Genomic DNA, 18,915 nt, shown 5'->3' on the forward strand with positions numbered 1-18,915 from the left:
CCGGTTGTTCCCAAATCCCCTCGAGGCTGAAACAATGCGCGCCACGTTGCCGAGCATTGTCGCAGGGGGATTCAGGGGTGCAGATTCAAGGTCATTACGAGCTCAAGTTCGAGGCGGTACGCGAGGCTTTCGCGGCGCTGTTCGAAGATCCCCAGGAGCGTGGCGCCGCGCTGTGCATCCAGGTCGGCGGGGAAACCGTGGTCGACCTTTGGGCCGGCACGGCCGACAAGGACGGCGCCGAGGCCTGGCACAGCGATACCATCGCCAACCTGTTTTCCTGCACCAAGACCTTTACCGCCGTGACCGCGTTGCAACTGGTGGCCGAGGGCAAGCTCAAGCTGGACGCGCCGGTGGCCGACTACTGGCCGGAATTCGCCGCGGCGGGCAAGGCGGCCATCACCTTGCGCCAGTTGCTGTGCCACCAGGCCGGCTTGCCGGCCCTGCGCGAGATGTTGCCGCCCCAGGCGCTGTACGAGTGGCAAACAATGGTCGACGCCCTGGCGGCCGAGCAACCCTGGTGGACGCCGGGGGAGGGGCACGGTTATGCCGCCATTACCTATGGCTGGCTGGTGGGCGAGCTGATCCGGCGGGCCGATGGCCGCGGCCCGGGCGAATCCATCGTGGCCCGCGTGGCCAAGCCCCTGGGACTGGACTTTCATATCGGCTTGGCCGACGAGGAGTTCCACCGGGTGGCGCATATCGCACGGGGCAAGGGCAATGTCGGCGACGCTGCGGCCCAGCGCTTGTTGCAAGTGACCATGCGTGAGCCTGAGGCGATGACTACCCGGGCCTTTACCAATCCTCCGTCTATCCTGACCAGCACCAATAAGCCGGAGTGGCGGCGCATGCAGCAGCCAGCGGCCAACGGCCACGGCAATGCCCGCAGCCTTGCCGGGTTCTACAGTGGCTTGCTCGATGGCAGTTTGCTGGAGGCCGAGATGCTCGATGAGCTGACCCGCGAGCACAGCCTGGGCATGGACAAGACCCTGTTGACCCAGACGCGCTTCGGCCTGGGCTGCATGCTGGACCAGCCCGATGTGGCCAATGCCACTTTCGGTCTGGGTGGGCGGGCCTTCGGGCATCCGGGGGCGGGTGGTTCGGTAGGTTTTGCCGATCCGGAGCGCGATGTAGCGTTCGGATTTGTCACAAATACCCTGGGACCCTACGTGTTGATGGATCCTCGTGCACAGAAACTGGTGCGGATTTTGTCGGATTGTCTGTAAAAAGGTTGCTGTTAAGAACTTTTTTTGCTTAAACATGCGTGGAAAGCTGCAGGATGGAACCCTGTGGCTTTTATAATTTCCAAGCGTCTGTTTATAACGGTTATTTAGACCGAATTTTTTATCTCATTTTGTGGATATCCCATGTCGTCGAACAAGTCTCTAGCCTTGGCCATCTGCTTGACCGTAACCGGTTGTGCACAAACCCCACAAAATGAAGCGGACGGCGGCCATTGGTGGTCGTTCGGTACCGATAAGGCCAGCAGCAAGGAAGTTTCGGCTGCCCCTGCCAACGACAAACCCGCTACCGCCGAAGCCGCTCCGGCTGCCCCGGCGAGCAAGCCAGCCGCTCCGGCTGCTGCTGGCAAGGCCACCGCGTCGGCCAAGCAGGCCGCTCCTGCCGCCAAGCCTTCCGCTGGCAAGCCTGCTGCAACCGCCGCTGCCGAGCCTGCCCCGGCTCCTGTCGCCGCGACCCCAGCCCCAACCCCAGCTCCAGCCGCTCCGGTCGCCAAGGCCGAGAGCAGCAACTGGTGGTGGCCGTTCTCTTCCTCCAAGGATGAGGCCGACAAGCCGGTAGCCGATGCCAAGAAGGCCGAGCCAGCTCCAGCGGTGGCCAAGGCCGTCGACTCCGAGAGCAACTGGTGGTGGCCATTTGGCAAGAGCCAGCCCAAGCCCCTGAGCAAGGTCAACGTGGCGGACATTCCGATGCCTGACCCGAAAATCACCCAGGCCTGGCTGGACGACTACGAGCCTCGCCTGCGTGAAGCGGTGAAGGACAGCAAGCTGCAAGTGGAGCGTCGCGAGAACGTGCTGGTGGTTACCGCGCTGGTCGATGCTTCTTTCAACCCGGATCGTCCGGCCATGCTGCTGCCCGTCACCCTCGGCCCGTTCACTCGCGTGGCCAAGGCGGTGGAAGGCGACTCTAAGACTGCCGTGCTGATCCTCGGCCATGCCGACGCCACCGGCCCGACCCTGGCCAACCAGAAGTTGAGCCGTGATCGTGCCCAGTCCGTGGCCGCTATCTTCAGCCTCAGCGGCTTGAAGCAAGACCGCCTGATGCTGCGTGGCATGGGCGCGGTGATGCCGCGTGCCGCCAACGACAGCCCGCAAGGTCGCTCGCTGAACCGTCGCGTGGAAATCATGCTGACCCAGCGCAGCACCATGCTTGGCCTGCTGAGCAAGTACAACCAGCCGACGCCGTCCGAGACTGAAATGGTTGCCGTGCAGGACGCCAAGCCTCCGGTCCCAGCCCCGGCCAGCAAGAAAGCCGCTGCCGCCAAGAAGGCCCCGGCCAAGAAGCCAGCGGCCAAGAAGGCTCCGGCCAAGAAAACCGTCGCGGCTGCCAAGAACCCTACGGCCACCGCCCAGGCCAAGAACTGATTTGCAGGATAAGGAAGCAGCATGACTCAGTCTCTGGCTGATATGCGCCGCGACTATACCCGTGACGGCTTGTCCGAGGCCCAGGCCCCGGTCGAGCCCCTCGCGTTGTTCCACCAGTGGTTTGCCGATGCGGTGAAAACCGAGCAGCCACCGGTGGAGGCCAATGCGATGACCCTGGCGACCGTCGATGCCGACGGCCGTCCCCACTGCCGGGTCCTGCTGCTCAAGGGATTGGACGAACAGGGTTTTACCTTCTTCACCAACTACGACAGCGCGAAGGGACAGCAACTGGCTGCACGGCCCTTTGCCGCCATGACCTTCTTCTGGCCGACCCTGGAGCGCCAGGTACGGATCGAGGGGCGGGTAGCGAAGGTCAGTGCGCAGGAATCGGATGCCTATTACCAGGTGCGTCCCCTGGGAAGTCGCCTGGGAGCCTGGGCATCACCGCAGAGCCGGGTGATTGCCGATCGTGCCGAATTGCAGGAGCTGCTCAAGGCCACCGAGGCCCGCTTCAGCGATAGCCAGCCCGATTGCCCCGAGCACTGGGGAGGCTATCGACTGGTGCCGGAACGCATCGAGTTCTGGCAGGGGCGTGCCAGTCGCCTGCATGACCGCTTGAACTACCGCCTGCAGGCCGGGGAGTGGGTCCGCGAACGCCTGGCTCCCTGAACCTTGCCGATCACTCGCCGGGATAACCGGCCGCAGCGGCCTCCAGCCATTGCGGCAGGTCCCGGCGTTTTACTTTCTGGCGCTGGGCTTCTGCCAGTCGCTGCAACATGTACTGCTTCTTCTGTTCGTCGCTGCCTGCCATGGACAGCGCCAGGTCCCGGTCTGTCCAGCGCTTGATGCGTACGTACAGCCACCAGTGGAAATACAGGCCGGCGACCGTGACCACGAAGATGATGAAGTAATCCATGGAAAATCCTTTGTTCGATAGCGTTATGCTGGAGGCTGGGGCTACCGTAGCGAGGGTGCCAGGTGCTCATTCAGCCTGTACTTGGGCTGAATGAAAGCAATTTTATCCGGGCCGCGCCGTGACAGGTGTCAAGCTGCGGAGTCTAATGATTTATTGTCCCTTGGAGTTGATCCTATGCGTAAGTCTGTTTTGCTGGTTGCGTCCTTTACCACGATGGCCATGTTGCTCGGCGGTTGCGCCTCCAACCTGACCGGTGATTCCTATTCCCGTGATGAAGCGCGTCGTGTGCAAAACGTGCGTCTGGGCACCATCGAATCCCTGCGTCCAGTGAAGATCGAAGGCACCAAGACCCCAATCGGCGGCGCTGCTGGCGCAGTGATCGGCGGTGTGGGTGGCAGCGCCATCGGCGGTGGCCGTGGCAGTATCGTCACTGCAGTCATCGGTGCTGTGGCTGGCGGCCTGCTCGGCTCGGCTACCGAAGAAGGGCTGACCCGTACCCAGGGCGTGGAGATCACCGTGCGTGAAGACGACGGCAGCATGCGCGCCTATGTACAACAAGTTCAGGAAAACGAAGTGTTCCGTGTTGGCGACCGCGTTCGCATCATGACCGTCAACGGCACCAGTCGTGTAACTCGCTGATTTTCCATCAGCCAAACAAAACCCCGGCCAGGCGACTGACCGGGGTTTTGTTTTTTAAGCCAGGGCTCCTTGGGATATCAAGAGGCTACTGGATTGCTCTTGCGGCTGGCGGCAGCCGTCACGGCATAACCGATCAGCGCGGCCAGCAGTGAGCCGGTGAGAATACCCATGCGATCCATGCCCGCGTATTCGCTGGCGCCAGGTACAAAGGCCAGGGAACCGACGAACAGGCTCATGGTGAAGCCGATTCCGCAGAGAATCGCCACACCGAACACCTGTCCCCAATTGGCGCCGGCAGGCAGTGCGGCAAGACCGGTCTTGACCGCCAGCCAGGTCAGGCCGAATACACCGACCGTCTTGCCCAGCAGCAGGCCGACGGCGATGCCCATCGGTACGAAGTGGGTGAAGCTCTCCAGCGTCACGCCGCTGAGCGACAGCCCGGCGTTGGCAAAGGCGAACAACGGCAAGATGCCGAACGACACCCAAGGGTGCAGCGCATGCTCAAGGGCCAGCAGTGGCGACGGCTCGGCGTTACGAGTGCGCAGGGGAATGCAGAAGGCCAGGGTCACGCCTGCCAGGGTGGCATGGACACCGCTCTTGAGTACGCAGACCCAGAGGATCAGGCCGATGATCATGTAGGGCCCGAGCTTCACCACGCCCATTCGGTTCATCGCGACCAGGGCGGCGATGCAAGCTGCCGCCAGCATCAGCGACAGGGTCGACAGGGCGCCTGAATAGAAGATCGCAATGATCACGATCGCCCCCAGGTCATCGATGATCGCCAGGGTCATCAAGAACAGCTTCAACGAGGTCGGTACCCGCTTGCCCAGCAGCGCCAGTACCCCGAGGGCGAAGGCGATATCGGTGGCGGTAGGAATCGCCCAGCCGCTGAGGGCTGGCGGGTTGTCGCGGTTCAGGTACCAGTAGATCAATGCCGGCACCAGCATGCCGCCAATGGCCGCAGCGCCAGGCAGGACTATCTGCGAAGGCTTGGACAACTGGCCATCGAGGACTTCCCGCTTGACCTCCAGGCCGATCAGCAGGAAGAACAGCGCCATCAGGCCATCGTTGATCCACAGCAGCAACGGCTTGGCGATCTTCAAGGCGCCCACCTGGGCAACCACCGGGGTTTCCAGGAGACCGTTGTACAGCCAGGACAACGGCGAGTTGTTGATGATCAAGGCCAGGACGGCAGCAGCGATCAACAGCAGCCCGCTGGCGGCTTCCATGGCAAAGAAACGGGTGAAAGTACTACGCAGAGGCAAGGTCGCTCTCCATTTAAAACCAGACAAAGGTGGCACACCCTAACCCGTACACTTGGTTGTTAAAACAAAAGTTATATTCTTTTTTGTTATAAGCAGGAAGCAAGCGGCCTGCTGAAAAAGTCCGCTGGCAGTTGTGTTTCCAATTGCTTCACAGCTGTACCTGTCAGGGCTGGAAGATATTTCCTAACATGTCCATCCCCGTGGCTTGCAGGGCCTTTCCCGACAACGGGAAGTGCCTTGTCGTCCCGGGCCTGGATCACCTATGCAGGGTGCATTTCATCTTCTTGCGCCGGTATGGCGTTCGATCCGCAGAGAATAGAACATGAGCGACAATCGCCAGTGGGCCCGTGAGGCCATCCGCATCATCGAAGCCGATTTCCAGCGCAGCGCCGATACTCACCTGATCCCGTTGGCGTTGCCTGGGCGTCCGGGCATCGAGCTGTACTTCAAGGACGAATCCAGCCATCCCACCGGTAGCCTCAAGCACCGCCTGGCCCGTTCGCTGTTCCTCTATGCCTTGTGCAATGGCTGGCTCAAGCCCGGGGCGCCGGTGATCGAAGCCTCCAGCGGCTCCACGGCGATTTCCGAGGCCTACTTCGCGCGACTGCTGGGCTTGCCCTTTATCGCGGTGATGCCGGCCACCACCTCCCAGGAAAAGATCGCCCAGATCGCCTTCTATGGCGGCAAGAGCCATCTGGTGCAAGACCCCACGCAGATCTACACCGAGTCCGAGCGCTTGGCCCGTGAAAGCGGCGGGCACTTCATGGACCAGTTCACCTACGCCGAACGCGCTACCGACTGGCGGGCGAACAACAACATCGCCGAGTCGATCTTCCAGCAATTGCGCTTCGAGCGTTACCCGGAGCCTGCCTGGTTGATTTCCAGCCCGGGTACTGGCGGCACCACTGCAACCCTGGGACGCTATGTGCGTTACCGCCAGCACCAGACCCGGGTGCTGTGCGCCGATGCCGAGCGCTCGGTGTTCTTCGACTACTACAACAGCGGAGATGCCAGCTTGCGCCTGGATTGCGGTTCGCGGATCGAAGGCATTGGCCGGCCCCGGGTCGAAGCCTCGTTCCTGCCCCAGGTCATCGATGCCATGGTCAAGGTCCCGGACGCCCTGTCCCTGGCGGCCATGCACTACCTGGCCCAGCGCCTCGGGCGGCGGGTCGGTGGTTCCAGCGGCACCAACCTGATCGGTGCCCTGATGGCCGCGCAGCAGATGGCATCTGCCGGCGAGGCGGGGTCGATCGTGGCGATTCTCTGTGATGGTGGCGAGCGTTATGCGACCACCTACTACGATGAGCAGTGGCTGGCGGAGCAGGGCTATGAATTGACGGCCTTGATCGAGGCAGTGGCCGCGAGCGTAGAGCAGGGGGCTGCCTTGCCTGCCAGCGTATTGCGCGCTGGTATCTGAATGATGAGGGAGCTGCACCGGCAGCTCCCTCATTCCGGCCTCAGCCTTGGATACCGAGGATGTTGCGGGCCACGGCTTCGGCGATACGGATGCCATCGACGCCGGCGGACAGGATGCCCCCGGCATAACCGGCGCCTTCACCGGCCGGGTACAGGCCCTTGAGGTTCAGGCTCTGCATCGAGGCATCGCGAGTGATGCGCAGTGGTGACGAGGTACGGGTCTCGATCCCGGTCAGCACCGCGTCATGCAGGGAGTAACCCTTGATCTGCCGCTCGAAGGCCGGCAGGGCTTCGCGGATGGCTTCGATGGCGAAGTCCGGCAGGGCCAGCGCCAGGTCACCCAGGTTTACCCCAGGCTTGTAGGACGGCTCGACGCTGCCGATGGCGGTGCTGGGCTTGCCGGCGATGAAGTCACCCACCAGCTGCGCCGGGGCCTGGTAATTGCTGCCGCCGAGGACGAAGGCGTGGGACTCCAGGCGTTCCTGGAGCTCGATACCCGCCAGCGGGCCGCCCGGATAGTCCACTTCCGGGGTGATGCCCACCACGATGCCGGAGTTGGCGTTGCGCTCGTTACGCGAGTATTGGCTCATGCCGTTGGTGACCACGCGGTTCGGCTCGCTGGTAGCCGCCACCACGGTGCCTCCCGGGCACATGCAGAAGCTGTACACCGAGCGGCCGTTCTTGGCGTGGTGCACCAGCTTGTAGTCGGCGGCGCCGAGTTTCGGGTGCCCGGCGTACTTGCCCAGGCGGGCGCTGTCGATCAGTGATTGCGGGTGCTCGATGCGGAAGCCGACCGAGAACGGCTTGGCCTCCATGAACACGCCCTTGGCGTGGAGCATGCGGAAGGTGTCGCGGGCGCTGTGGCCCAGGGCCAGGACCACATGGCGCGAATGCAACTGCTCGCCGCTTTCCAGGACCACGCCGGTCAGTTGCTCGCCGTCCACCAGCAGGTCGGTGACTTTCTGCTCGAAGCGCACTTCACCGCCCAGGGCGATGATCTCTTCGCGCATCTTCTCCACCATGCTGGTCAGGCGGAAGGTGCCGATGTGCGGCTTGTTGATGTAGAGGATCTCTTGCGGCGCGCCGGCCCGGACGAACTCAACCAGGACCTTGCGACCGTGGTGCTGGGGGTCCTTGATCTGGCTGTACAGCTTGCCGTCGGAGAAGGTTCCGGCACCGCCCTCGCCGAACTGCACGTTGGACTCGGGGTTGAGCACGCTCTTGCGCCACAGGCCCCAGGTGTCCTTGGTGCGCTGGCGCACTTCCTTGCCGCGCTCGAGGATGATCGGCTTGAAGCCCATTTGCGCCAGCAGCAGGCCGGCGAAGATCCCGCAGGGCCCGAAGCCCACTACGATCGGCCGTTCCTGGAGGTCGGCCGGGGCCTGGCCCACGACCTTGTAGCTGACATCCGGCGCCGGGTTGACGTTACGGTCGTCAGCGAACTTCTGCAGCAGGGCCGCCTCGTCGCGTACGGTGAGGTCGATGGTGTAGATGAGCAACAGTTCCGAGGACTTCTTGCGCGCGTCGTAGCTGCGCTTGAACAAGGTGAAGTCCAGCAGGTCGTCGCTGGCGATGCCCAGGCGCTGCACGATGGCGGCGCGCAGGTCTTCATCGGGGTGGTCGAGCGGCAACTTGAGTTCGGTGATTCGTAACATGACAGGGTCCGGGTAGGCGGTGCGCAACAGTGCGCCGGCTTGCTTTGCACAAACCGGCGATTATAAGCCGCAATCCACCCTTGCCGTGAGGCTAAAACGGTTGCTCGTCGAATCAGTCGTTGCGCGAGGCCCCGAAATAACCGCAACCGCGCTGGACCTGGCCATCCACCCGCAGCTCCGCGCTCAGGTGCTGGACGCTGCCGGTGACGCTATCGACGCAGCGTTGTGGTGCAACCCACAGTTCCACGCGTTGGTGGTTGGCTTCGCTGGTGAGGTTGAAGCGGCCGTCGCCCAGCTGTTCTTCCAGATAGGGCAGGGCCAGGGTCGGTTGGCCGACTCGTTCGATCATCATGCCCCGGGTGCTGACATCGACGTTCCACACCGGGTTCTTGCCACTGGCCCGCAGGATCAGGCGCTGGAAGTTGGGATCGCCGCAGGCACTGGAACGCTCGACCCGATACAACTGGCGCAGGTCCAGTTGGCCATCGCCGCTACCACTGGCAGAGAACTTGCCTCGCAGGTCGGCGAACAGCTTGCCCTGCTTTTCAGCCAGGGTCGCGGCCTCTTGCAGCACGCTGGTGCCCCCACCATCGGTGATGACGTAGCGGCGATCTTCACTGCAAGGCTTGAACAGCAACTGGCCGTCGGCGGCGCTGAGTTCGCCCTGCATCCGGGTCAGGCCGGCCATGGAAGGGGCGCTAGGCTGATCATTGAACAGGGGCAGCACCTGGCAGCCGGCAAACAGCGGCAACAAGGCAAAACAAAGCAGGGAACGGGCGGTGCGCATCATGGGGCCTCCAGGCGGAAGCCGACACGTTACGCAGCCCGACCGCTCACCACAACCCCGGATTCAGCGCTCAACCGACGTGATAGGTCTGGCCGGTCTGCAAGCCTTCCACGCTCTTGGCATAGGCCAGGCCCACGTCGGCGCCCGCTACGGGCTTGAAGCCGCGGAAGTACGGGGCGTAGCTGTCCATGGCCTCCAGCAGCACGGTGGGGCTCACGGAGTTGACGCGCAGGCCCCGCGGCAGGTCGATGGCCGCCGCGCGGACAAAGCTGTCGATGGCTCCGTTGACCAGGGCGGCCGAGGCCCCGCTGCGGATCGGGTCATGGCTCAGCACGCCGCTGGTGAACGTGAAGGAGCCTGCATCGTTGGCGTATTCGCGGCCGATCAACAGCAGGTTGACCTGGCCCATCAGTTTGTCTTGCAGGCCCAGTTGGAAATGCTCAGCGGTCATCTCCCCCAGGGGCGCGAAGGTGACGTTGCCGGCGGCGCACACCAGGGCATCGAAGCGGCCGGTCTTCTCGAACAGGGCGCGGATCGACTGGCTGTCGCTGATATCCACCTGGAAGTCGCCGCTGCTGCGGCCGATACGGACGATTTCGTGGCGCTGTGCCAGTTCCCGGTCCACCGCCGAGCCAACAGTGCCGTTGGCACCGATCAGGAGAATCTTCATGGGCTGTTCCTCGTGAGAAGGGAGATGAGGTTGCAGTCTAGAGTGGTTTTTTTCATGAATTAACGCGCTAATAGGCAACCTTTGGTTTTCTGGTGGAAACAATCCATGAGCGAGATGGATGACCTCGCGGCTTTTGCCGTATTGGTGGAGGCAGGCAGTTTCACCTTGGCGGCCCAGCGCCTGGGGTGCAGCAAGGGCCAGTTGTCCAAGCGCATCAGCGCCCTGGAGGCGCGGTTCGCAGTGGTGCTGCTGCAACGCACCACCCGCCGCCTGGACCTGACCGCCGCCGGTGCCGCGCTGCTGCCCCAGGCCCAGGCGCTGGTGGCCCAGGTGGAGCGCGCCCACCAGGCCCTGGCCCGGCTCAAGGACGATGTCGCAGGCCCGGTGCGCCTGACGGTGCCGGTGTCCCTGGGGGAAACCTTTTTCGACGGCCTGTTGCTGGAGTTCTCCCGGCAGTATCCCCAGGTGCAGATCGAACTGGACCTGAGCAATGCCTACCGCGACCTGGCCCGGGAGGGCTTCGACCTGGCGGTGCGCTCCGCGGTGGACAATGACCAGCGCCTGGTGGCCCGGCCACTGCTGGCCTGGCATGAAGTGACCTGCGCCAGTCCGGCATACCTGGAGCAATACGGTGAGCCCCGCACGCCCATGGAACTGGCCAACCATCGCTGCCTGCTCAACAGCCACTACAGCGGGCGTGAGGAATGGCTCTACCACCAGCGTCACGAGCTGTTGCGGGTGCGGGTCAACGGGCCGTTCGCCAGCAATCACTACAACCTGCTGAAAAAGGCCGCCCTGGTGGGGGCCGGTATCGCCCGGCTGCCATCCTATGTACTGCATGGCGAGCTGGCCGATGGTGGCCTGCGCTGGCTGCTGCGGGACTACCAGACCCGCAGTATGCCCATGTACCTGGTGCATCCCTACCAGGGGGGATTACCCAGGCGCACCCAGGTCCTGGCCGATTACCTGATGGACTGGTTCCGCCGCAGCGGCGAAGCCCTGGACCGCTTGTAGCCGCCTCGAGCCGATCCGCCGGCCATGGCCACACGAAGCGAGTTGGCTGTTGTGGCCGCTGCCGAGCCTGCGAGGCTGCGCCAAGGTCCGCAGGAGCTTCCAGTGCCAGCCCGGCCAAGCTCATTATTCAATCGATCCGGCTACAGGATGCAGAGTCGCTTCAATGTCCGAGTCGGCGACGCAGCAGGTGGTCGACAGACAGCACCCCAGGCCCGCGAGCCATCAGCAACAGCAGGATGGCGATCCAGGTGCCATGGGTCGGGTAGGCGTCCGGGTAGACGAACAGCTGGATCACCAGGGTCATGCCCAGCAACGCCAGGGCAGAAAAGCGCGTGGCCAGGCCGAACAGAATCAACACCGGGAAAAAATGCTCGGCAAAGGCCGCCAGGTGCGCCGCCAGTTCCGGAGCCAGTATCGGCAAGTGGTACTCGCTCTGGAACAAGGGAATGGTCGAGTCCGCCAGGTGCGGCCAACCGAACTCGAACGTCCCGGAAACCAGGTCGATAGCCAGTCCTTCGACCTTGGTCTGCCCGGATTTCCAGAACACCGCGGCAATACTGAAGCGCGCGATGAAGGCCACCAGGCTGTAGGGGATGAGTTCCAGTTTCTGGCAGGCCCGCATCAGCAGGCTGGCGATAGGGGAGTGGGTCCGGGTATTCATGATCGGTCTTCTTCTGCGGTTACAAGTCAATGAGTGCGCCGTGGCCAAGCAGCAGGCCCAGGCAACGGCCCAGGTCGAAGTCGGCTTGGGCGTCCAGGGCCTGGGCGGCGGCGACCGCCAGCGGTTGCCGGGTGCGCAGGCTGTCGGTGAAGGCCAGGCAGCCGGCATCCACGGCCAGTACCTCGACCTCCAGGGCGTTGCGTAGCACCAGGATGTGTTGTTCCCGATGCAGGTAGAACGATGGCCATTGCCGGCCATCCTGGTGCGCGGCCCACAGGCTGGCCACGGCGTAGTTCGATTGCAGACTGCGCAGCGATGGATGCAGGTGCAGGTGCAACCGGCCAAGCTGCTCCGGTCGGCTCATGGCTTCTTGCAGTTGCGTCGCTGCCAATGGCCGGGCATCGGCGGCGTGATAACTCTCGACCCGCAAGCGTTCCAGGCGGGTGATATCGCCCAGGTAGGGCAAGGAGGCGGCCGGAGTGAAGTCATCGATGAATTCGGCAAACCCCTCGCCGTAATCGTTGAGCCGTGGGGTGCTGGGAGGCTGGCGCTCGATATAGGTTCGGGCCATGGCCCTGAAAAACGCTTGGCCCACCAGTTGCTCCACCACCGGGTAGCTGTCTGCCAGGGCGTTGATCAGCGAGCCCTGCACATTGTTGCGATAGACCGCGAAGCGACTGGCCGGATCGGCGCCGTTGCTGCTGTACAGGCCCGGCGGGCAGGCCTGCCCGGTGTCCAGCAGGGCCCTGGTGAAATCAGCCTGGCTGCTCATGTGCGCTCCTTGAGCTGGCGCAGCAACGCCTCGGCCTTGCCGGCTTCGGCCTGGAGGGTGGCGAAGGGCGGAATGCGATTGTCCCTTTCGATCAGCGTGGCCATGGGGCCGATACGTTCCAGGACTTGCTGGTACAGGGCCCAGACGGCATCGTCCACCGGGGCGCCGTGGTCGTCGATCAACAGGCGATCTCCCAGCCCATCGCGGTCCTCGGCAAAGCCTGCCAGGTGGATTTCCCCTACGGCATGCAATGGCAGCGCCTGTAGGTAGGCCAGCGGCTCACGCTGGTGATTGACGCAGCAGACATGCAGGTTGTTGATGTCCAGCAAGAGGCCGCAACCGCTGCGGCGGACCACCTCGCTGATGAAGTCCGGCTCATCCAGGGTCGAGCGCTGGAACTGCAGGTAGGTGGCCGGGTTCTCCAGCAACAGCTGGCGACCCAGGCGTTGCTGTACCTGGTCGATGTGTTCGCAGACCCGTTGCAGGGTCGGTTGGTCATAGGCCAGGGGCAACAAGTCGTTGAGAAACACCGGGCCATGGCTGGACCAGGCCAGGTGCTCCGAAAAGGACTGGGGCTGGTAGCGCTCGATCAAGGCCGCCAGGCGCGCCAGGTGCTGGTTGTCCAGCGGGCCTTCGCCACCGATGGACAGGCCGACACCATGCAGCGACAGCGGGTAGTGCTCGCGAATCAGGCCCAGGTAGTGATGGAAGGGGCCGCCGTCCACCATGTAGTTCTCGGCATGGACCTCGAAGAAACCGATGTCGGGCCGTTGGCCGAGCACGTGCTTGAAGTGCTCGGTCTTGAGCCCCAGGCCAGCACGAGGCGGCAGGCTTGGCGCCAAGGCCCGAGTGTCGTCGTGGCGGTGCGGGTTCAGGGGCATGTTCATGATCGACACTCAGGCCGCGGCATCAGGACTTGGCCTTGAAGGCCGCGAGTTGGCCGAAGCCGGTGGGGGAGGTGCTGCTGGCGGTTTTCTCGCAGGTGCCCTTGGGCACCAGTTTCCAGGCGTTGGCCTGATGGTCGGTCTTCGAGGTGCCCGCGCAGGTGGTTCCAGCACCTGCCGCACAATCGTTCTTGCCCTTCATGGCGACGCCGAAGCACTTCTCCATGTCGCCCTCGGCATGGGCCGTGACCGGCAGGGCGGCGATGCTCAGGGCAGAGCCCAGCGCCAGGACCAGGGCAGTGGCGGACAGGGTACGAGGATGGCTCATGTTGTTTCTCCAGGTTTGGGTTTGGACAAGGAAGCATTTGTGCTCGCTTGTCCTACTAGAGATGGCACCTGGCGATTCGTTACAGCCCCTGGCGATTTTTTATTGGCCCCGAAAAAAAACGGCCCCGAAGGGCCGTTTCTGGTTCCGCTGGCGCTTAGCCGCCGAGATAGGCGTCGCGTACCTTGGGGTCGGTCAGCAAGGCTTCGCCGGTGCCTTGCATCACCACCCGGCCGTTTTCCAGGACATAGGCGCGATCGGCGATCTTCAGCGCCTGGTTGGCGTTCTGCTCCACCAGGAACACCGTCACGCCGTCACGGCGCAGTTGTTCGATGATGTCGAAGATCTGCTGGATGATGATCGGCGCCAGGCCCAGGGACGGTTCGTCCAGGAGCAACAGCTTGGGCTTGCTCATCAGCGCCCGGCCGATGGCGAGCATTTGCTGCTCGCCGCCGGACATGGTGCCGCCACGCTGGGTGAAGCGCTCCTTGAGCCGTGGGAACAGGTGCAGGACCTTGTCCATCTGCTCCTGGAAGTCGCCCTTGTCGGTGAAGAAACCGCCCATGGCCAGGTTTTCCTCTACCGTCAGGCGGGCGAATACCCGGCGTCCTTCGGGCACCACGGCAATGCTCTTGCGCATGATGTGCGCCGAGCTTTGCCCTACCAGTTCCTCGCCCAGGTAGCGGATGCTGCCGCTGTGGGCCTGGGGCGAACCACAGAGCGTCATCAGCAGGGTGGACTTGCCGGCGCCGTTGGCTCCGATCAGGGTGACGATCTCGCCCTGGCGGATCTCGACGTTGACGCTGTGCAACGCCTGGATCTTGCCGTAGTAGGTGGAAACGTTCTCGAACTGCAGCATTTACGCTTCCCCCAGGTAGGCTTTGATCACTTCGGGATTGTCGCGGATCTGCTCCGGCGTACCGTCGGCCAGTGGCGTGCCCTGGTTGATCACGACGATATGGTCGGAAATGCTCATGACCAGCTTCATGTCGTGCTCGATCAGCAGCACGGTGACGTTGTGCTCCTCGCGCAGCATGCTGATCAGGGCCTTGAGGTCCTCGGTCTCCTTGGGGTTGAGGCCGGCGGCCGGCTCGTCGAGCATGAGGATTCGCGGGCGAGTCATCATGCAACGGGCGATTTCCAGGCGCCGTTGCTGACCATAGGCCAGGGTCCCGGCAGGGCGGTTGGCGAACTCGCGCAGGTTGACCTTGTCCAGCCAGTAGCCGGCGTATTCCATGGCCTCGCGCTCGCTCTTGCGAAACGCCGGGGTCTTGAACAGGCCGGACAGGAAGTTGGTGTTCAAGTGGCGATGCTGGGCGATCAAGAGGTTCTCGACCGCGGTCATGTCCTTGAACAACCGCACGTTCTGGAAGGTCCGTACCACGCCCTTGCGGGCGATCTTGTGGCCGGGCAAGCCCTGGATCGGCTCGCCGTCCAGCAGGATGCTGCCGGCGCTGGGCTGGTAGAAGCCGGTGAGGCAGTTGAACACGGTGGTCTTGCCGGCGCCGTTCGGGCCGATCAGCGCCACCACTTGTTTTTCCTTGACGGTCAGGGCCACGCCGTTAACCGCCAGCAGGCCGCCAAAACGCATGGACAGGCCGGTTACTTTGAGGATCTCGCGGCTCATTTTCGCAGCTCCATGTGAGGGCGTTGCATGGGCAGCAGACCTTGGGGACGCCAGATCATCATCAGCACCATCATGGCGCCGAACATCAACATCCGGTATTCGCTGAATTCACGCATCAGTTCAGGCAGGAGGATCATCACGATCGCCGCGAGGATCACCCCCAGTTGCGAGCCCATGCCACCGAGCACCACGATGGCGAGGATGATCGCCGACTCGATGAAGGTGAAGGACTCCGGGGTCACCAGGCCCTGGCGAGCAGCGAAGAAGCTGCCGGCGAAACCGGCGAAGCAGGCACCCAGGGTGAACGCCGAGAGCTTGATCACGGTGGGGTTCAGGCCCAGGGCACGGCAGGCGATCTCGTCTTCACGCAGGGCTTCCCAGGCACGCCCGATCGGCATGCGCAGCAGGCGGTTGATCACGAACAGCGCCAACAAGGCCAGCAGCAGTGCCACCAGGTACAGGAAGATCACCTTGTTGATCGAGTTGTATTCCAGGCCGAAGAACTCATGGAAGGTCTGCAGGCCTTCTGCAGCCTTGCGCTCGAAGGTCAGGCCGAAGAAGGTCGGCTTCTCGATGTTGCTGATGCCGTTGGGGCCACCGGTGAGGTCGGTCATGTTGCGCAGCAGCAGGCGGATGATTTCACCGAAGCCCAGGGTCACGATCGCCAGGTAGTCACCGCGCAGGCGCAGCACCGGGAAGCCCAGCAGGAAGCCGAAGGTGGCCGCCATCAGGCCAGCGATCGGCAGGCAGATCCAGAAGCTCAGGCCGAAGTAGTGCGACAGCAGCGCGTAGCTGTAGGCGCCAACGGCATAGAACCCCACATAGCCCAGGTCCAGCAGGCCGGCCAGGCCTACGACGATGTTCAGGCCCAGGCCGAGCATCACGTAGATCAGGATCAGCGTGGCAATGTCCACCGCTCCCCGGGAGCCGAAGAACGGCCAGACCAGGGCGCCGACGATCAGGGCCAGGATGAGCCAGCGCTGGGTGCTCGGCAGGGTCAGGAAGTTGCTGGCCTTGGCCGGGATCAGCGGCATTTTCGGCGAGGACTTCCACATGGCGCTGACCTGGGTATGGAACAGCACCCGCAGGAACATCAGCACCGAACACACCGCAATGGTGGTGAGGATGGCCGGGCTGGTGCCGTGGACCTCCAGGTTGATGCCGACGATGCTCAGTTTCAGGCCCAGGATCGGATACGCCACGGCCCATACCAAGAGTGCGCTGAAGAGCGCTTGCTTAATATTCCTAGTCATACTTTCTCAACCTCCGGACGGCCCAGAATGCCGGTCGGCCGGAACAACAGCACCAGAACCAACAGGCCGAACGCCACGACATCCTTGTACTGGTCGCCGAACACATCGGCACCAAAGGCTTCGGCCACCCCCAGCACCAGCCCGCCGAGCATCGCGCCCGGGATACTGCCGATGCCGCCCAAGACCGCCGCCGTGAAGGCCTTCAGGCCCACCAGGAAGCCGGCGTTGGGGTTGATCACGCCATACTGCATGCTCAGCAGCACGGCGGCGATGGCCGCCAGCGCAGCACCGATCACGAAGGTCAGGGCGATGATGTTGTTGGTATTGATCCCCAGCAGGTTGGCCATCCGGATGTCCTCGGCGCAGGCACGGCAGGCGCGGCCCAGGCGAGAGCGGGAGATGAACAGGGTCAGGCCGAGCATGGCGATGAGGGTCACCACGAACACCACGATCTGCATGTAGGAGATCAGCACTTCTTGTGCGCCACCCGGCCCGATGGAAAAGCTGCCCGGGATCAGGTTGGGAATGGACTTGTCCTTGGAGTCCTGTGCCAGCAGAACGGTGTTCTGCAGGAAGATCGACATACCGATGGCGGAGATCAGCGGGATCAGGCGGTTACTGCCACGCAAGGGGCGGTAGGCGATCCGTTCGATACTGTAGCCATAGGCACTGGTGACGACGATGCTCGCGATGAAGGCTGCGGTCATCAGGAGTGGGACGCTGTCGAGTCCCATCATGGCCAGCCCCGCGATGGCGATGAACGCCACATAGGAACCGATCATGTAGACCTCGCCGTGGGCGAAGTTGATCATTCCAATGATGCCGTAGACCATCGTATAGCCGATGGCGATCAGGGCATACGTGCTGCCAACGGTCAGGCCGTTAACCAGCTGTTGGAAGAAGTGATAGATGTCAGGCATTACAACGCTCCTAAAAACCTGATACGCATTTCACTGGTGGAGTCATTTTCCCGCCCAGGCCCCGTGGGTCTGCACCCACTTCGGGCTGGACTTTGCCAGCGAACCGCTGATGACGGTTTTGAGATTTTCAGGTGGACAGGCTTCCGGATCACGGGAGCACGGCCCATAGATTCGTAAAACAAAGCCCACGGCAAGCCGTGGGCTCTATCGGCAGTCAGCCAGGCGCAGCCTTACTGGGGCGAGACTTGGGTCTTGGGCTTACCGAAGTGCCACTCGTAGACCACGAACTTGAAGTCCTTCAGGTCGCCCTTGGAGTCGAAGCTCAGGTCGCCAGTCGGGGTCTTGAAGGTACCGGCGTGGATGGCTTCAGCCACCTTGGCCGCGTCTTCGCTCTTGGCGTTGGTGATGGCGCCGGCGATGACTTCAACTGCGGAGTAGGAAGGGAATACGAAAGGACCGCTCGGGTCTTCTTTCTTGGCCTTGAAGGCGTCAGCCAGGGCGACGTTGGCCGGGTCCTGGTCGAAGGATTTCGGCAGGGTGACCAGCAAGCCCTCGGAGGACTCCTTGGCGATCTGCGAGATGGAGTCGTTGCCCACGCCCTCCGGACCCATGAACTTGGCGTTCAGGCCTTTTTCCTGGGCTTGGCGCAGGATCAGGCCCAGCTCTGGGTGGTAGCCGCCGTAGTAGACGAAATCGACGTTGGCTTGCTTGAGCTTGGCAATCAGGGAGGAGAAGTCCTTGTCGCCGGCATTGATGCCTTCGAACACCGCGACCTTGGTGCCTTTTTTCTCCAGGGTCTGCTTCACGGCGGTGGCGATGCCTTCACCGTACTGCTGCTTGTCGTGGAGCACGGCGACGATCTTGGGCTTCACGTGGTCGGCGATGTAGTTGCCGGCGGCCGGGCCCTGGGCGCTGTCCAGGCCGATGGTGCGGAACACCATCTTGTAGCCACGGGAGGTGATGTCCGGGCTGGTGGCGGCGGGGGTGATCATGACCACGCCTTCATCTTCATAGATGTCGGAGGCTGGTTGAGTGGAGCTGGAGCAGAGGTGGCCGACGACAAACTTGACGCCGTCGTTGACTACCTTGTTGGCGACTGCGACGGCTTGCTTTGGATCGCAGGCGTCGTCGTATTCGACGGCTTCGAGTTTCTTGCCGTTGACGCCGCCCTTGGCGTTGATCTGTTCAATGGCCATCTTGGCACCACTGAACTGCATGTCTCCGTACTGTGCTACAGGGCCGGTTTTGGGGCCGGCGATACCGATCTTGATGGTGTCAGCTGCGAACGAATGGCCGGCAACACCTGCCAGGACCATAGCGGCAAACAGTTTGGAAATCTGCTTAGTAGCCTTATTCATAGTGCTCCACTCTTACTGTTGTAATTTTTATAGTTCCGGCGGCCTTGAGTCGCAGAACCGAGTCAGATATCGCGATATCCCTCGGAAATGTCCCTGGCAACTGTACCGGTACAGTGTAGTGCGCCGGTCGTTCGCTTGAAAAGCTGGCTGCTG

At 62.9% G+C, this 18,915-nt stretch carries 20 protein-coding genes; 6 read left to right on the top strand and 14 right to left on the bottom strand.

What is annotated here, in order from left to right:
* The first annotated feature begins 77 nt into the window (after positions 1-77).
* The 3 genes from ATY02_RS07995 (at position 78) to pdxH (ending at position 3,269) form a co-directional block, all read left to right on the top strand.
* The gene (locus tag ATY02_RS07995) at positions 78-1,223 is read left to right on the top strand and encodes a serine hydrolase domain-containing protein (RefSeq protein WP_068581893.1); all 1,146 of its coding nucleotides are present in this window, start codon (positions 78-80) and stop codon (positions 1,221-1,223) included.
* 141 nt (positions 1,224-1,364) lie between these two features.
* Complete coding sequence (locus ATY02_RS08000) at positions 1,365-2,600, top strand: OmpA family protein (RefSeq protein ID WP_068581895.1); 1,236 nt, start codon at positions 1,365-1,367, stop codon at positions 2,598-2,600.
* A gap of 21 nt (positions 2,601-2,621) precedes the next feature.
* A complete protein-coding gene (pdxH, locus tag ATY02_RS08005) occupies positions 2,622-3,269 on the top strand; it encodes a pyridoxamine 5'-phosphate oxidase (RefSeq protein WP_068581897.1) in 648 nt (215 codons plus the stop codon).
* Between the two features lie 10 nt (positions 3,270-3,279).
* Here pdxH and ATY02_RS08010 read toward each other — a convergent pair whose 3' ends face one another.
* Positions 3,280-3,516, bottom strand: coding sequence for a hypothetical protein (locus ATY02_RS08010; RefSeq protein ID WP_068581899.1), 237 nt, complete (start codon positions 3,514-3,516; stop codon positions 3,280-3,282).
* 174 nt (positions 3,517-3,690) lie between these two features.
* Here ATY02_RS08010 and ATY02_RS08015 point away from each other — a divergent pair, with 174 nt between their 5' ends.
* Complete coding sequence (locus tag ATY02_RS08015) at positions 3,691-4,155, top strand: glycine zipper 2TM domain-containing protein (protein ID WP_031321034.1); 465 nt, start codon at positions 3,691-3,693, stop codon at positions 4,153-4,155.
* A 77-nt stretch (positions 4,156-4,232) separates the two neighbouring features.
* Here the strand turns inward: ATY02_RS08015 and nhaA are convergent, their stop codons facing one another.
* A complete protein-coding gene (nhaA, locus tag ATY02_RS08020) occupies positions 4,233-5,420 on the bottom strand; it encodes a Na+/H+ antiporter NhaA (protein WP_068581907.1) in 1,188 nt (395 codons plus the stop codon).
* Between the two features lie 322 nt (positions 5,421-5,742).
* Here nhaA and ATY02_RS08025 point away from each other — a divergent pair, with 322 nt between their 5' ends.
* Entirely contained in the window at positions 5,743-6,837 is a 1,095-nt protein-coding gene (locus ATY02_RS08025; protein ID WP_068581909.1) for a PLP-dependent cysteine synthase family protein, read from the top strand.
* 40 nt (positions 6,838-6,877) lie between these two features.
* Here ATY02_RS08025 and ATY02_RS08030 read toward each other — a convergent pair whose 3' ends face one another.
* The 3 genes from ATY02_RS08030 to ATY02_RS08040 form a co-directional block, all read right to left on the bottom strand.
* The gene (locus ATY02_RS08030; protein ID WP_068581910.1) at positions 6,878-8,491 is read right to left on the bottom strand and encodes an NAD(P)/FAD-dependent oxidoreductase; all 1,614 of its coding nucleotides are present in this window, start codon (positions 8,489-8,491) and stop codon (positions 6,878-6,880) included.
* Positions 8,492-8,603: 112 nt separating this feature from the next.
* On the bottom strand, positions 8,604-9,278 hold the full coding sequence (locus ATY02_RS08035) for a COG3650 family protein (protein ID WP_068582203.1): 675 nt from the start codon (positions 9,276-9,278) through the stop codon (positions 8,604-8,606).
* A gap of 70 nt (positions 9,279-9,348) precedes the next feature.
* Positions 9,349-9,948 carry a short chain dehydrogenase gene (locus ATY02_RS08040; protein ID WP_068581913.1) on the bottom strand — a complete coding sequence of 200 codons (600 nt, stop codon included), beginning with the start codon at positions 9,946-9,948 and terminating at the stop codon, positions 9,349-9,351.
* A 105-nt stretch (positions 9,949-10,053) separates the two neighbouring features.
* Here ATY02_RS08040 and ATY02_RS08045 point away from each other — a divergent pair, with 105 nt between their 5' ends.
* Positions 10,054-10,962, top strand: coding sequence for a LysR family transcriptional regulator (locus tag ATY02_RS08045; RefSeq protein ID WP_068581916.1), 909 nt, complete (start codon positions 10,054-10,056; stop codon positions 10,960-10,962).
* A 160-nt stretch (positions 10,963-11,122) separates the two neighbouring features.
* Here ATY02_RS08045 and ATY02_RS08050 read toward each other — a convergent pair whose 3' ends face one another.
* From ATY02_RS08050 to ATY02_RS08090, 9 genes are all read right to left on the bottom strand, one after another.
* Positions 11,123-11,623 carry a DoxX family protein gene (locus tag ATY02_RS08050; RefSeq protein WP_068581918.1) on the bottom strand — a complete coding sequence of 167 codons (501 nt, stop codon included), beginning with the start codon at positions 11,621-11,623 and terminating at the stop codon, positions 11,123-11,125.
* A gap of 19 nt (positions 11,624-11,642) precedes the next feature.
* Positions 11,643-12,395: a DNA-binding domain-containing protein gene (locus ATY02_RS08055; protein WP_068581921.1), complete on the bottom strand. Its 753-nt coding sequence runs from the start codon at positions 12,393-12,395 to the stop codon at positions 11,643-11,645.
* A complete protein-coding gene (locus tag ATY02_RS08060; protein WP_141698274.1) occupies positions 12,392-13,276 on the bottom strand; it encodes a DUF692 domain-containing protein in 885 nt (294 codons plus the stop codon). Before ATY02_RS08060 ends, ATY02_RS08055 begins: the two co-directional genes overlap by 4 nt.
* A 28-nt stretch (positions 13,277-13,304) precedes the next feature.
* Positions 13,305-13,607 carry a DUF2282 domain-containing protein gene (locus ATY02_RS08065; RefSeq protein WP_022642707.1) on the bottom strand — a complete coding sequence of 101 codons (303 nt, stop codon included), beginning with the start codon at positions 13,605-13,607 and terminating at the stop codon, positions 13,305-13,307.
* A 154-nt stretch (positions 13,608-13,761) separates the two neighbouring features.
* Positions 13,762-14,463: an ABC transporter ATP-binding protein gene (locus tag ATY02_RS08070; protein WP_068581931.1), complete on the bottom strand. Its 702-nt coding sequence runs from the start codon at positions 14,461-14,463 to the stop codon at positions 13,762-13,764.
* Positions 14,464-15,231 carry a high-affinity branched-chain amino acid ABC transporter ATP-binding protein LivG gene (gene livG / locus ATY02_RS08075; RefSeq protein ID WP_068581936.1) on the bottom strand — a complete coding sequence of 256 codons (768 nt, stop codon included), beginning with the start codon at positions 15,229-15,231 and terminating at the stop codon, positions 14,464-14,466.
* Positions 15,228-16,484, bottom strand: coding sequence for a high-affinity branched-chain amino acid ABC transporter permease LivM (locus tag ATY02_RS08080; RefSeq protein ID WP_068581938.1), 1,257 nt, complete (start codon positions 16,482-16,484; stop codon positions 15,228-15,230). The genes livG and ATY02_RS08080 overlap by 4 nt, the downstream gene beginning before the upstream one ends.
* Positions 16,481-17,404 (bottom strand): high-affinity branched-chain amino acid ABC transporter permease LivH, encoded by a 924-nt coding sequence (gene livH, locus ATY02_RS08085; RefSeq protein ID WP_068581942.1) that lies wholly within the window; start codon positions 17,402-17,404, stop codon positions 16,481-16,483. Before livH ends, ATY02_RS08080 begins: the two co-directional genes overlap by 4 nt.
* 230 nt (positions 17,405-17,634) lie before the next feature.
* Entirely contained in the window at positions 17,635-18,762 is a 1,128-nt protein-coding gene (locus ATY02_RS08090) for a branched-chain amino acid ABC transporter substrate-binding protein (protein ID WP_068581943.1), read from the bottom strand.
* Positions 18,763-18,915: the final 153 nt, after the last annotated feature.

The sequence above is a fragment of the Pseudomonas sp. BIOMIG1BAC genome (assembly GCF_001705995.2).
Classification (GTDB): Bacteria; Pseudomonadota; Gammaproteobacteria; order Pseudomonadales; family Pseudomonadaceae; genus Aquipseudomonas; species Aquipseudomonas sessilinigenes.